13 protein-coding genes are annotated in these 13,523 nt (G+C 34.5%); 2 read left to right on the plus strand and 11 right to left on the minus strand.

The window, feature by feature from the left end; genetic code table 11:
• Nucleotides 1–258: 258 nt before the first annotated feature.
• From FYJ58_RS13935 to FYJ58_RS13955, 5 genes are all read right to left on the minus strand, one after another.
• Entirely contained in the window at nt 259–1,656 is a 1,398-nt protein-coding gene (locus tag FYJ58_RS13935; RefSeq protein ID WP_154520291.1) for a sensor histidine kinase, read from the minus strand.
• Between the two features lie 2 nt (nt 1,657–1,658).
• Complete coding sequence (locus FYJ58_RS13940; RefSeq protein WP_154520292.1) at nt 1,659–2,243, minus strand: ANTAR domain-containing response regulator; 585 nt, start codon at nt 2,241–2,243, stop codon at nt 1,659–1,661.
• A gap of 18 nt (nt 2,244–2,261) precedes the next feature.
• Nucleotides 2,262–2,708, minus strand: coding sequence for a EutP/PduV family microcompartment system protein (locus FYJ58_RS13945; protein ID WP_154520293.1), 447 nt, complete (start codon nt 2,706–2,708; stop codon nt 2,262–2,264).
• Nucleotides 2,709–2,722: 14 nt separating this feature from the next.
• On the minus strand, nt 2,723–3,064 hold the full coding sequence (eutS, locus tag FYJ58_RS13950) for an ethanolamine utilization microcompartment protein EutS (RefSeq protein ID WP_154520302.1): 342 nt from the start codon (nt 3,062–3,064) through the stop codon (nt 2,723–2,725).
• A gap of 259 nt (nt 3,065–3,323) precedes the next feature.
• Nucleotides 3,324–4,460, minus strand: a complete 1,137-nt coding sequence (locus FYJ58_RS13955; protein ID WP_154520294.1) for a 1-propanol dehydrogenase PduQ — start codon at nt 4,458–4,460, stop codon at nt 3,324–3,326.
• Nucleotides 4,461–4,719: 259 nt separating this feature from the next.
• On the opposite strand from FYJ58_RS13955, the gene FYJ58_RS13960 reads away from it, so the two are divergent.
• Nucleotides 4,720–5,052 carry a helix-turn-helix domain-containing protein gene (locus FYJ58_RS13960; RefSeq protein WP_154520295.1) on the plus strand — a complete coding sequence of 111 codons (333 nt, stop codon included), beginning with the start codon at nt 4,720–4,722 and terminating at the stop codon, nt 5,050–5,052.
• Nucleotides 5,053–5,139: 87 nt separating this feature from the next.
• Here the strand turns inward: FYJ58_RS13960 and FYJ58_RS13965 are convergent, their stop codons facing one another.
• Nucleotides 5,140–6,408 carry a dicarboxylate/amino acid:cation symporter gene (locus FYJ58_RS13965; RefSeq protein ID WP_154520296.1) on the minus strand — a complete coding sequence of 423 codons (1,269 nt, stop codon included), beginning with the start codon at nt 6,406–6,408 and terminating at the stop codon, nt 5,140–5,142.
• A gap of 20 nt (nt 6,409–6,428) precedes the next feature.
• Complete coding sequence (rfbD, locus tag FYJ58_RS13970) at nt 6,429–7,286, minus strand: dTDP-4-dehydrorhamnose reductase (protein ID WP_154520303.1); 858 nt, start codon at nt 7,284–7,286, stop codon at nt 6,429–6,431.
• Between the two features lie 197 nt (nt 7,287–7,483).
• On the opposite strand from rfbD, the gene FYJ58_RS13975 reads away from it, so the two are divergent.
• On the plus strand, nt 7,484–9,277 hold the full coding sequence (locus FYJ58_RS13975; protein ID WP_154520297.1) for a GH25 family lysozyme: 1,794 nt from the start codon (nt 7,484–7,486) through the stop codon (nt 9,275–9,277).
• A 101-nt stretch (nt 9,278–9,378) separates the two neighbouring features.
• Here the strand turns inward: FYJ58_RS13975 and FYJ58_RS13980 are convergent, their stop codons facing one another.
• From FYJ58_RS13980 to FYJ58_RS13995, 4 genes are all read right to left on the minus strand, one after another.
• Nucleotides 9,379–9,867 carry a DUF4358 domain-containing protein gene (locus FYJ58_RS13980; protein ID WP_154520298.1) on the minus strand — a complete coding sequence of 163 codons (489 nt, stop codon included), beginning with the start codon at nt 9,865–9,867 and terminating at the stop codon, nt 9,379–9,381.
• Between the two features lie 13 nt (nt 9,868–9,880).
• Entirely contained in the window at nt 9,881–10,777 is an 897-nt protein-coding gene (locus tag FYJ58_RS13985) for a GDSL-type esterase/lipase family protein (RefSeq protein WP_154520299.1), read from the minus strand.
• 30 nt (nt 10,778–10,807) lie between these two features.
• Complete coding sequence (locus tag FYJ58_RS13990) at nt 10,808–11,935, minus strand: DHHW family protein (RefSeq protein ID WP_205839276.1); 1,128 nt, start codon at nt 11,933–11,935, stop codon at nt 10,808–10,810.
• An 86-nt stretch (nt 11,936–12,021) separates the two neighbouring features.
• Nucleotides 12,022–13,392: an MBOAT family O-acyltransferase gene (locus tag FYJ58_RS13995; protein WP_154520301.1), complete on the minus strand. Its 1,371-nt coding sequence runs from the start codon at nt 13,390–13,392 to the stop codon at nt 12,022–12,024.
• Nucleotides 13,393–13,523 lie beyond the last annotated feature (131 nt).

Genomic DNA, 13,523 nt, shown 5'->3' on the forward strand with positions numbered 1-13,523 from the left:
AACTTTAGCGAAACAATATCTTTTACAAAATGATATTTTCACCAAGGGGTAAGTGCGCCCTTTTTTAGTCAGATAATAAAATCAAAATTTTTTCATTTTTCTATTGACATTTATTAGCTGGACTTTATCTTTAAAATAGGACGAAGTTTCCTATAAAGCAAAAAAATCCGGACGCAGACCACTACGGTTGGTTCTGCAATCCGGACTACAACGTCTGGTTTTCTTCTTTTATGCTTCTTTGCATAAAAGACTAAATTGTCAAGTTAAAAAATCAAATATTGCTTTCGTGCCAGTCGTATCTGACTTTAGTTCTAAGCTTCCGTGGAGCTTATCTTTTACTAAAGTTTTAACAATATTAAGACCTAGTCGATCTTTCTTGCGGTTTTCAATATCAAAACCACAACCATTATCGATTACTTCAATTTTAGAATACAATGGACCTTTTTTTACGGTAATCCAAATGCTTCCCTTTTCCTTTTCTTCAAAAGCATATTTTAAAGAATTTTGAAGCAATTCATTGATAACTAACGCAACTGAAGTTGCTACATCAGAATCAACTAAAAAATCATCTCCCTGCAAAGTCACAGTAATATCAAAATGAGGCTTTGCAAAATACCGAACCGTATTATTTTTAATGTTAGTAATAACTTCACCAATGCTTACCTCATCTACTCCGCTCTGTGCTAAAAGCTGATGAGTTGCTGCAATTGCCAAAATACGATTCATTGTTTCCTCTAATACTTTTTTTGTTTCTTCGCTTTCACTTCGTCTTATCTGTAAACGAATCAAAGAAGCAATTGTCTGCAAATTATTCTTCACCCGGTGGTGCATTTCTTTAATTGCCACCGACTTTAGAATCAATTCTTTTTCCTGTTCCTTCATCCACGTAATATCCCTTATAATAACTGCAAATGCAATCTCTTCTTTTTTTAGATGAATATGTCTTATACTTAATGTATATTTTCCAACTTTCGTTTCGATGAAGGAATTATTTCCATCTTTTTTTATCTGATCCAATTCGGTCAGACATATATTATCATACTTTTGCCCAAGAACATCTTCACAATATCCTACGTCCTGGTATAACTCTTTTGCAATCGTATTGCGAAATACAACGTAACCTTCTTGATTGACTAAGAGCAATGCTTCTTCAATACATTCTGTCAACCAGTTCTCTTCGTCTACCATATGAGTCAAGGCATGGGCAACCGTTTCAAATCGGCTTTTTGAAAGATGAAGCTTCTCACTGGTAGCATATTGATCATCCAACCGTTTTTCCCGTATTAAAACTCCAATTACTTTCGAGCCATTTTTTATCGGTTCTACAGATTGAATTACACTCATACTCTCCTGTGTCAATGCTTTCATCTGTTTCGTTGGTATGCCAAGCTTAAATGTTCTCGCAACAGCCGGTTCATTCTCCTGCTTGGCAAGCATGCCCACAACACTATTCTGGTAAGAAGAAGGAACTCCTGACGGTTTTGCTTCTGCAACAACAATTGCATCTCCGTCTCCCAATGGACAATCAATAAATATATCTGCATCTTCTAAATTAGATAACGGTTGCAGCATATTTGCCATCATCCGGATAGTGCCGATTTCTTCCTTTGACAAATTAGTATATTTCTCACATAATTGTTCCACCATATCTTCCATGCTTAATCGCCTACCTTTGTAAGAATAATCTCAGCAACCCTCCGCATGGAAAGACTTTTTTTCTGACTAATAGTTCGAATATGCTCATAAGCTTCCGGTTCACTCATATGATTACAGGTCATAAGATATCCTTTTGCCCGCTCAATCAAAATCCGATTTTCCAGACGCTTCGCTACTTTTTCACTTTCTTTTCGAAGCCGGTTCATTTCTCTGCTTCTTGCCACTGCCAATTCAATACTAGGTACTAATGACTTCTCATCAATTGGTTTAACAAGATATCCACTGATACCACATTCTTTTGCGCCATCTATATATTCTCTTTCACTATATGCGGTCAACAAAACTATGGTATCTGCTAATCGCTCTTCATAAATTACTTTTGCTGCAGACAAACCATCTAACAATGGCATACAAATATCCATCAGCACTAAATCAGGTAAATGTTCTTTGCAAAGTTCGATGGCATCAAATCCGTCAGCTGCTTCGCCTAACACCTGATACCCTTCGCCCTCCATAATCTCCCGTAAATCCATACGGGTAATCGGCTCATCGTCTATAATGACAACTCGAATTTTGTTGTTCTCCATTTTCTTACCTCTTCATATTCATTTTGAAAAGCCCAAATACTCAAGAAGTTCTTCACACCCTGTACCATTCACACTACTTGTAATAAATACTTTTTTGGCTCCTGCCATCTTTAAAAACCCAGCTGCCCGCTCCGTCTGTTCCTTTGTAGCCAAATCGCATTTTGTAACAACGCCAATTGTCGGCTTTGCAAAGCTTCCAGCATAAGCTGGTGGAAACATGGTTTCTTTCTCAGTTGCATCCTGAACAAATAAAATGAGATCCGCATCTACCGAAATAACATTTAATGCTCCTCTCATTTTGACACGTTCCAAATATTCTCCCGGAGTGTCAATTAAGCTATCATTAATAACCTGTACTGTCTGAGTCTTATGATAAACAAGATCTTCTTTATTGATATATTGGCAAAGCGTTGTTTTACCTGCCTTTGTTTTACCAATTAGTACAATTCTTTTTTGTTTCTCCATCTGTTTGTCCTCTGTTATGATTTTGTAATTACTGTCTTTGTAAAGCCCATCATGTCACATAATAGCTGCATGACATCATTCAATGCTGCTTCAACTGCTGCAACATCTCCTGTAATTAACACCGAACCACTAAATCGATCAACAAATCCGATTGTAACATCAGCGGCCTTGCTGGCAACATCAGCAGCTATAATTGCCCCTTCACTTGGAGTAATTGTAAGTATACCGATTGCTCCCTTTGCATCAACTAATCCCATTTTTCCATACAAATCTCCTACAGGATGAGCAATGACATGAGCAAGTGTTACCTGCTTACCTGGTACGAACTCCTGAATAATTCGTTCTTTTCCTTCCATATCGAGCACGAAACTCACCACCTTCTCTGTTGATTCTTAAAAAAGTCCAAAAAAGTCCAAAAAAGTCCCTTGGAGCACCAAGGAACTTCATCGTTCACACTCTCTCAATATAAAGTACTACATCGTACCTCATATTTTGTTTTTATATACTTCTTCACAAATCAACAATGTTATTTTATCAAATTCATCTACTTTTGTCAACATTTCTCCTGTATTTTTATACAGATTCGACAATATTTTTTTCACCACGAAATTTTTTCTAGATTACCTTTCCATAAAACGCTCTTCGGTAGACAGTAATAATGTCTTCTTTTGTACATTCTCTTGGATTGGTTGCTGTACAGCTGTCTGCCAATGCAGCTGTTGCCAATGCATCAAGTTCCTGCTCAAACTCACTCTGCTTAACTCCCGCAGCTTCAATTGTATTTGGAAGATTTAATTTTCCAATATACTGTTTTGTCGTCCGCACCATATTAAATGCACTCTGACGAATGCTTGAGCTGTCAATATGTAATAGTCTTGCAATCTGGGCATATTTTTTTGCTATAGGTGTTAATGTGTCGTGGCATCCTGCATTATATGCCATTACATATGGAAGTAAAATTCCATTTGCCCTTCCATGTGGAATATGAAATTTACCACCTAGAGCATGTGCCATTCCATGATTTAACCCTAATCCGGAATTACTAAATGCAATTCCCGCCAGACAAGATGCATTGTGCATTCCCTGTCTTGCTTCCATATCATCTGGGTTTTGATATGCCCGAAGTAAATAGCTTCTTACTAACTTAATTGCCTTTTCAGCTGCAGCATTTGTAAAATCATTTGCTTCTGTACACACAAATGCTTCAATCGCATGCGTAAGCACGTCAATTCCTGTATCCGCTGTAACAGATGGCGGTACACTTTTCACAAGTTCTGCATCTAAAATTGCGACATCAGGTAAAAGGCTATCGTTTACCAATGGATATTTAATTCCTTTTTCTCTGTCTGTAATAACAGAAAAGCGACTAACCTCCGACCCTGTTCCACTTGTTGTTGGAATTGCGACGAATTTACACTGTTTGATATTGCCCTCTTTTTTTCCAAAGAAAACAATTGATTTCGCTGCATCAATTGCTGAACCTCCTCCAAAGGCAACAACTGCTTGCGGTTCAAACTGAATAATTGCACTAACCCCTTTTGTAACCATGTCAATATCCGGGTCTGCACTCACATCTGAAAAAATCTGATGCTCAATATTCATCTTTTCCAAACGGTCTGTTACATAAGACACTTTACCACTTTCAAACATAAAGCGGTCTGTCACGACAAATACTCTACTCATTCCTTCAAAAATTTCAGGAAAACGTTTGGCACCAATCATTATCTTTGTTCCTACATTAAAACAATCCATAAGTCCTCTCCTTTCTTATACGAAAAAAAAGTGTCCTGAATCCTCATGACTCAAGACACTTCAACGTATCATGTTCCTTTCTTTTACTACTTCGTAAAAGAAATATCAATTATTGTCATTTTAGCACATTCCTTCGAGTTTGTCAATTTATAAACAATATTTTTTATTTCTCAACTTTTTGCATGGTTTTACTGCACTCTGCATATTATTATTTTTCTCTCAATTTAATAAAGTTTATATAAGAATAGGAGGCACTTATATGAACCATGAAATATTAGGATCAAGAATCCGCGAAGAACGCATAAAACACCATTTGACCCAAGAAAAACTCGCAGAGGAAGTGCAACTCTCTACTGCTTATATTGGACAAATCGAACGAAACGAACGAAGCTTAACACTAGAAAATCTTGTAATCATTGCAAATCGTTTAAATGTGACCGTTGACTCTCTCTTATCCCCTTCTCTGACAACGGAGGAAAAAGAGGATTTAGAAATCTGGTTGCAATTAACAGATGGTCGCTCACTAGAAGAAAAACTTTTGGCAATCAATATGATTGAAGTTCTGTTTCGTTCGTTAGATTATATGCAATAAAATAGATTATGACGCTCTATTACTAAAGTGCAGTGATAGAGCGTTACTTTCTTTTTACAGACAAATCTCTTTCAATCAATAATTTCTTTATTTCCGATTGAAAACTTCTTTATTTAAAGAACCATCCTGATGTGCAACAATTGTTGTACAAACAGCATCTCCAGTAATATTTACCGCTGTTCTGCTCATATCGAGAATTCTATCAATACCGATAATCATAGAAATTGCTTCGATTGGAAGACCGACCGCTGCAAATACCATTGATAAAGTGATCATTCCAACTCCCGGAACTCCCGCTGTACCAACAGATGCCAGTGTAGCTGTTGCAATTACTGTTATATAGTCTGCAGGTGTTAGCATAATATTATAGGCCTGTGCTGCAAAAATAACGGCCACTCCCTGCATAATTGCAGTTCCGTCCATATTGATTGTTGCTCCAAGTGGGATTGTAAAAGAAGAAATCCTTTTTGAAACTCCCATCTTTGTTGCCAATGTTTCAATTGACATTGGAATCGTAGCATTTGATGTTGCAGTTGAAAATGCAAATCCCATAACAGGTGCAAATTTCTTCAAAAACCGGAATGGATTTAAACGGGTAAATCCATATAAGAATAACATATAAACACCAGCACACTGAACAACCAATGCTAAAAGAACCGCTCCCATATATTTAAGTAATGGACCAATACCATCAAAACCAACTGTAGAAAATGTTTTCGCAATCAGACAAAATACACCATATGGGGCAAATTTCATTACAATCATTGTCATCTGCATCATAACATCATTAAACTGACTAAAAAAGTTTGCTACAATTTCTGCATTTTCACCGAGCTTGGCTAAAATAATACCAATCAATACAGCAAATAAGATGATTGGAAGCATTTCTCCATCCGCCAATGATTTTATAGGATTTGTAGGTATAATATTTAACAAGGTATCTGCAAAGCTTGTTTTTTCCCCAATTGTTACATCTGCTTTTTGGATTGCAGACATGTCAAGTCCAATTCCCGGACTTATCAATTGTCCAATCGACAACGCAACACTAATTGCAATCGCAGTTGTTGCAAGATAAAATACCATTGTTTTAATTCCAACTTTTCCAAGCTTTTTTGTATCCCCAATCGACATACTTCCACAAATTAAGGAACAAAATACTAATGGCACAACTAACATTTGCATCAATCTTAAAAATCCATTACCCACAACATAAAATATACCATTTATAAGAACTGTATCTTTTAACGTGCCCGCAGGTAAATAATAGTGCATCAGTACCCCCGCTACCGCACCTAAAAGTAAGGAAATAAATATTTTTGATGTTAAACCAAGTTTTTTCTTCTCTTTTCTCTCCATACGCAATTTCTCCTTTCGTGTCAGTTATTTTCTTTCTGCATGCGAATTTGAATATACTCTTTTAAAGATTCCTTCCAATCAGGAAGACATTCAATCTCAGACATGCGAAGCATCAAATTATCTAAAACGGAATAAGATGGGCGCATTACCGTAAGCTCATCCTGTTTTCCTGTAACAGGTGTTAATTTTGCTTTTAAACCTGCAAGTTCAAGAATCTCTTTTGCAAATTCATAGCGACTGCAATAACCCTGTCCTGTTACATGATAAAGTCCATCCGGTGCATGTTCCATTAGTTCAAGCATTTTTTCAGCCAGACGCAAAGCACTTGTTGGCGAAGCAATCTGGTCAACCGCCGCTCTAATTTCTGTCCCTTCTTTTGCTTCTTTTAAAATCATATTAACATAATTATCCCCAGTTCCATAAATCCAAGAGCTACGAACAATAATATGCTTTGGTGAAAGCTCTTTTACAAAATTTTCACCTGCAAGCTTTGATTTTCCATAAATACTTTGAGGTCTTGCCACATCAAACTCATTATATGGAATCTGTTGCTCACCATCAAACACATCATCTGTTGATAATTGAACTAACTTTGCATTAATTTTTCTGGCTGCGACACTTAAATTTCTAGCTCCAAGTGCATTCACCTTAAATGCTTCTTCTATGTTTTTCTCACATGCAGTAACATCTGTCATACCTGCACAATTAATAATATAATGAGGTCGATTTAACTCAGCAAACCCTGAAACTGCTTCTGGCACAGTAATATCTACAGAATCTTTATCTGTGCAAAAAACTTCTGCATAAGATGGTTCTAATAGCTTTACAATCTGTTGTCCAACTCTTCCATTGGCACCACAAACCCACACTTTTTGCATATTATTCATACTTCTACCTCTTTCTCTCTTGATATTCTGTCAATGGACAGTTACGACTCATTATATAAAAAAATTGATGCCAGGTCAAATATAGATTTTTCCAGTTACCTAATTTTTGAACTAATTTCAACTTAAAACTGTCACAATCTTCATCTATTCTAAAAAACAAACCAATTAACAGGAGGTAATAAATACATATGCTACAAGCGATAATAAGAAAATGCCTAGTAGGTGCAATATGTTTTTCAATATTAGCACCATCAACCCTTCCCTTTAATTATACAAAGGCAGCAACAACACAGGATTTCATCACAAATGAAGCAGAAACTGGAGATAATGCCAATAGTTTTCGTTATCAAAACGGAGAACCAACCAAGAGTCCTTCCGTATTTTCTCTTAAATCGGCTTCTACGCAGTCCAATGCCTGGACAAAAATCAATGGTTCTTTTGTAAACAGTAATTTAGAACCAATTGAAGGTGCTACGCAAAAAGGTATTGACGTCAGCCATCATCAGGGAGAAATTGACTGGCAAAAGGTAAGTAAAACGGATGTAGATTACGCGATTATCCGATGTGGATATGGTCAGGACTTGACGAGTCAAGATGACAAGTATTGGAAAACAAATGCCGATGCATGTACAAAATATAATATTCCATTTGGAACTTATTTGTACTCTTATGCTACAACTGTAGAAAAAGCAATTGGAGAAGCCAAGCATGTACTTCGTTTAATCGAAGGATACGATTTACAATATCCGATTTATTATGATTTGGAAGATGTATCTTTACAAAATTTATCAAAAGCAACACTTGGAAAAATCGCAGCAGCATTTTGTGAAACGATAGAAAATGCTGGCTACGAAGCAGCAATCTACGCTAACACTGACTGGTTTACCAATCGGCTTACAGACCCGGTATTTAATAATTGGGATCGTTGGGTTGCCCAATATAACGCTATTTGTAAATACACAGGTTTTTATAATATGTGGCAATGTACAAGCACTGGAAAGGTTTCTGGAATTAATGGTAATGTTGATTTAAATTTTGTTATTGGCAATGAACCTGTTGCACAGGTTTCTAAAGTAACATTAGATACAAACGCTATCTCCCTGCTTCCAAAAGAATCAAAAACACTTACTCCATCCATTTCGCCTAAAAATGCTTATAATAAATCTGTAAGCTGGAGTTCTTCCGATTCTTCTGTCGCAACTGTTAAAAATGGAACAGTTACCGCTGTAGCTCCAGGTAATGCTATTATTACTGCAACATCTAAAGATGGAACACAAAAAAAAGCATCCTGTACTATAACGGTACAAGCTGATACAAATGAAAGCAATATAGGTCCTTCTAATAGTAACCCAAACAATAGCTCTGGAACCGATTCCACTGCTTCGAATACAAGTCCCGATGCTACTGCACCAAAAGCCGTTGCTTCCTTTTCTTATAAAGCTGATTCAACAAGCTCTATCGAGCTTTCTTGGAAAAAAGTACCGGAAGCAGATGGATATACCCTTTATCGACCAAATGGAAAAGCAATAAAAACGTTATCCAAAAGCACTACTTCTTATACAGTCAGGAAAAACTATGGAGAATCAGGTACTACACTAAAAGCAGGTACAACCTATACATTTATGATTGCACCATATAAAACCGCCAACAATAAAAAAATATACGGAAAAAAAGTTACTCTAAAAGCGACAACTAAGCCGAAAAACACAACTCTAAAAACAGTAGTAAAAAGTACATCTGCTAAAACAAAGTTAACATGGAGTAAAACTTCTTCCGCAACCGGCTATGTTATTTATTATTCAACAAAAAAATCATCTGGTTATAAAGCATTAAAAACAATTAGTTCAAATAAAACAACTTCCTATATAACAGCATCATTAAAAAAAGGGAAAACTTATTATATAAAACTTGCAACTTATCGTAAATTAAATAACAAAACAATTTATGGCGGATATTCTAATATAAAATCGATAAAACGCTAAAAAAACATTAAAAAAGAGAGAAAATTATAAATCCTTTTTCTCTCTTTTTGTTTACTTTTACTTCTCAGTTCCCTTATTTCAGCACTAAAATATTTACTGTACTATTTAGCTGCATTCTTAATTAATGCTTCAGCCTTTTCATCTTCATCAGAAATACTAAGAACAACTATATTTCCTTCTTCTTCAATCACGGCTTCATCAAGTTTTTTTAACTCCTCTGGCACATAATCTTTAAATGAATTTTTTTGCTCTTCCACTCTTTTTTCAAAAGCCTCTTCTATTTTCGAAGCATCTGTTCCGTTCTTTGCCGAAATAACTGCAATCTCTTCAGCCGTTGCTCCTGTACTGACATAAACAATACAATCCTCCACTTCTATCCCATCTAACTGGTACATCTCAATTGCGACATCCTTATCTAATTTTGAAAGCTCATCTTGGTAATTAATTTCTGTTTTTAGTTCCTTTGCTAAATCCTTTACCGATATTTGCTGATTAGTTGATTCTATACACCCTGTTAAACTTCCCATCAAACAAATTGATAAAATTCCTCCAAACATCCATACTTTGTTTTTCATCTTTTTCTTCATCATTCGATACTCCTTTTTATTTTTTTGTATTTTCTAATAAATAATTTTTCCAAATCTGACAATAGGTACGATTTAAATGAACTCCATCAACTGAAGCCTCTTTATACAAATTTCCATTTTTATCTGTAAGCACCTTATTTAAATCAATATATTCCACTTTTCTTTCCTTCGCCATCTTTTCAATTAGCTTATTTCTTCGATTAATTTTTTCATTTGACATATCGCTATTTTTTTCTTTTTCACCACTTACATGAATGATACTTTGTATATATATGACTGCATCCGGCTGCGATTCTTTGATTGCATCAATAACCTTTTCGTATTTTTTAATAAAAATCTCATCATATACCCAGCCCAGTTCATTTATCCCAAACATAATATATACTTTTCCAAATGATTGTTTTTGCAAGGCCTCTATTATACTCATTCTCTGACCATCAATTACAACCGGTTGATTCGTAAAAATTGTATCAACCATCAATCCTTTTTCTGTATAAACAGTAATATTTTTCAATCCGGACTGCAGACCAAACCCTTCTGTTCGAGAATCACCGATGAATACCGCATCGTTAAAATAGGATTCATCTATCTGCTTCTTTTCTTGTTGTACTTTATTTTGGATATTTGAATGTTTCGACTCTTTCTTTTTTTTCCCTTTTAACTCCCTTTCTTTTGCCTTCCTTAGCTTGTTTATTCTAACACCTTCTTGAATACTTATAGTTTCAGGACTTGGTGTTTGTAACTCATAAAAAACTCCATTTTCTCTTGATTCCTTTTCTTTATTACTATCCAAACTTTTTATAGAATTTTGATTCTGCTCTTTCCCACAAGCTGAACATATTATATTTATGCCTAAAACAAAAATCGTAATAGAAAACAAATACCATTTTTTACACTTTTTTCGTCTTTTCATCTTACCACCTACAACTCATAACTTATTGAATCACTTTAACCGATAAAAATGATTGTCCGTACTTAATGTATCGAAATTATATAAAAATAATATGGAATCAATTTCATTTTCTTTCAAAAGCGATGAAATACTTCCAAGAAAATATCTCAAATCAACTACATAAATTTCATCAAACTGAAACGTTAAAAACGGAATCAAACTATTAGAGAAAGAATCCTTCGCTATCAGTAGCTTTTTTTTATTCTTCTTATTCTCCACCTTGCGATAACCAGAGCGGATAATTGTCAGACCATTATTTCCATATAAAAACATTCCATATTTATCTCTTGTTTTTGCTTTTTTCATATCATATAAAGAATCTTTTAATCTTCCATTTACAGACATTGATTGAATTGGAATTTGATAATAAATAATTTTATCTGGTTTTACATCAATTCCTTTATACTTTGCATCTAACGTTCCATAAAAATCATTAATTTCACACGATTCCAACTGACTTTCATCAATGGAATTTATGTTCATTTCTTCACAGACTTGCTGATATCCATAAAAAGCGCCTAATGTTGTCCAATGATGATCTGTACGATAATAAATAGGTTCTTCCTTATGAACAGCTAATATTTCTTGTATTGGCACTACATGTATAAACTTATTTTCCCCAAAGCTTTTATTAAGATTGCGAATATAACTATCCTGATTAATATTCGGCGTCCCCTTTGGTAACTTTTCCCTTAAAATACTATAAGAATTCGGTATCACGCCGACATAAATCTTCCTTTGACTCCGATTTGCAAATTGTTCAATTTTTCTTATATTTTTTTCAAGCTGTTCCGAAACAAATAACTGTTTTGAAAACAAATACCCATCTTGTCCCTTTATAATATCATTATTTTCAACTTTTCCTAAAATCTGTTCTGTAACAGCTTTTACCTGAATCCACTGTTTTCTCATTGGAAACTGCTCATTTACATAGGTTTCGTAAGCTTTGCCAAACGAAGAATCCAAATAGCTTTCCATTGTGAATTTTGGTTTTTGTTCTAAATAACGATTTTCCCAATCAGAAAATTTTGTACTCTCTTTTGTCAGTTGAATACTTGACAATACTCCAACTATCATGACCACTATAACGATAAAAGGATATTTTAATATTTTCCTCATTGTTATCTCCATTTTCCATATGCTTTTGGAACACATTCCTTTCATTATAATCCTCCAATTTTAAAAAAATTAAAGCTTACTATCCATTAGAAGCGAAAATACAAAAACGGATTATACGCCGCATCGACTAAATATGCTACTGAAAGTAAAAATATCCCCGTCATAATAACAATATCTACTGGTAAATTTTTAGTCTTTTGATACCATGTTCGTACGACTGGCGTTGCAAACAAAATACTAATCATTAAGCTCAATCCATAATTTCTAATATAGTATATCCAGTCCGATTGAATTGTAAAAGAAAACATTTTTCTAATATAAGTACCAATTTCTCTTAAATCAGTAACAGCAAAAATTATCCAGCTTACTAATATTCCCACTAAAAAATATATTCTTGAAATTACTCTATGTTCATTAAGCCATTCTTTCATCCAAAGCTTTTCGATTGTAAGAAGAACAAAAAAGAAAATTCCCCATAACAAGAAATTCCAGCTCGCTCCATGCCAAAATCCTGTTGCGGACCATACGAGAAGTAAGTTTAAAATCAAACGTCCTTTTCCCTTTCGGTTTCCTCCAAGTGGAATATAAAGATATTCTCGAAACCAGCTTCCTAAAGTAATATGCCATCTTCTCCAAAATTCTGTCATTGATTTCGATATATAAGGATAGTTAAAGTTTTTTGGAAACTCAAATCCCATCATCTTGCCAAGTCCTATTGCCATAAGAGAATAACCATGAAAGTCAAAATAAATCTGTAATGCAAATGAAACGGCTCCAAGCCATGCAAGTGGCATTGAAATTTTACTATATCCTAACTCGCCTAAGTCATTCCACAAATTCCCAATATTGTTAGCAAGTAAAACCTTAGACCCAAGTCCAAGCACAAATACCTTCAATCCCTCTTCTATTTGTTCAAGTGAATATGTCCGCTCCTTTAACTCTTTTGAAACCTGTGTATATACAACAATCGGACCAGCTATCAATTGAGGAAACATACAAAGATATGTTCCTAAATTTACAAATGATGATTCTGCTTCAACTTTCCTTCGATACACATCAATTGTATACGACATAATTTGAAATGTATAAAAACTTATTCCTAGTGGTAACAAAACCTCTTTCCAAGAAAGTGTATTTTTCAATATATAATTAAGATTTTCTACAAAAAAATTACTATATTTAAAAAATCCAAGCATTCCCAAATTATATATAAGAGATAATACTAAAATAAATTTTCTCTGTTTTATATTGCTATTTTTTTCAAGCAACAAGCCCGCCACATAATTCACAAGAATCGACAACAAAATCAATAGTAGAAAATATGGCTCTCCCCATGCATAAAAAAACAAGCTGGCACCAAATAAAAATACATTTCTAAATCGTACTGGTATGATGTAATATATTAGGAAAAATATCGGCATAAACTGAAAAATAAATAGTAAACTGCTAAATAACATTTCTACCTCCTAGTATAATAATGATGTAGTCAATTAAGACTACTTAATTAACAAGTTTCTATAAATCAGATAACAGAAGAAGGTGTTCTTCCTTCATCAGATGTTATCATAAATAATTATCATGTCTGACG

The organism is Velocimicrobium porci, from assembly GCF_009696045.1.
Classification (GTDB): domain Bacteria; phylum Bacillota; class Clostridia; order Lachnospirales; family Lachnospiraceae; genus Velocimicrobium; species Velocimicrobium porci.

Bases quoted from the DNA above. Each gene is read 5' to 3' on its own strand.
- FYJ58_RS13995 (WP_154520301.1), bottom strand. From the start codon at position 13,392: ATGTTATTTAGCAGTTTACTATTTATTTTTCAGTTTATGCCGATATTT.
- FYJ58_RS13945 (WP_154520293.1), bottom strand. From the start codon at position 2,708: ATGGAGAAACAAAAAAGAATTGTACTAATTGGTAAAACAAAGGCAGGT.
- FYJ58_RS13965 (WP_154520296.1), bottom strand. From the start codon at position 6,408: ATGGAGAGAAAAGAGAAGAAAAAACTTGGTTTAACATCAAAAATATTT.
- FYJ58_RS13935 (WP_154520291.1), bottom strand. From the start codon at position 1,656: ATGGAAGATATGGTGGAACAATTATGTGAGAAATATACTAATTTGTCA.
- eutS (WP_154520302.1), bottom strand. From the start codon at position 3,064: ATGGAAGGAAAAGAACGAATTATTCAGGAGTTCGTACCAGGTAAGCAG.
- rfbD (WP_154520303.1), bottom strand. From the start codon at position 7,286: ATGCAAAAAGTGTGGGTTTGTGGTGCCAATGGAAGAGTTGGACAACAG.
- FYJ58_RS13975 (WP_154520297.1), top strand. From the start codon at position 7,484: ATGCTACAAGCGATAATAAGAAAATGCCTAGTAGGTGCAATATGTTTT.
- FYJ58_RS13985 (WP_154520299.1), bottom strand. From the start codon at position 10,777: ATGAAAAGACGAAAAAAGTGTAAAAAATGGTATTTGTTTTCTATTACG.
- FYJ58_RS13940 (WP_154520292.1), bottom strand. From the start codon at position 2,243: ATGGAGAACAACAAAATTCGAGTTGTCATTATAGACGATGAGCCGATT.
- FYJ58_RS13955 (WP_154520294.1), bottom strand. From the start codon at position 4,460: ATGGATTGTTTTAATGTAGGAACAAAGATAATGATTGGTGCCAAACGT.
- FYJ58_RS13980 (WP_154520298.1), bottom strand. From the start codon at position 9,867: ATGATGAAGAAAAAGATGAAAAACAAAGTATGGATGTTTGGAGGAATT.
- FYJ58_RS13990 (WP_205839276.1), bottom strand. From the start codon at position 11,935: ATGAGGAAAATATTAAAATATCCTTTTATCGTTATAGTGGTCATGATA.
- FYJ58_RS13960 (WP_154520295.1), top strand. From the start codon at position 4,720: ATGAACCATGAAATATTAGGATCAAGAATCCGCGAAGAACGCATAAAA.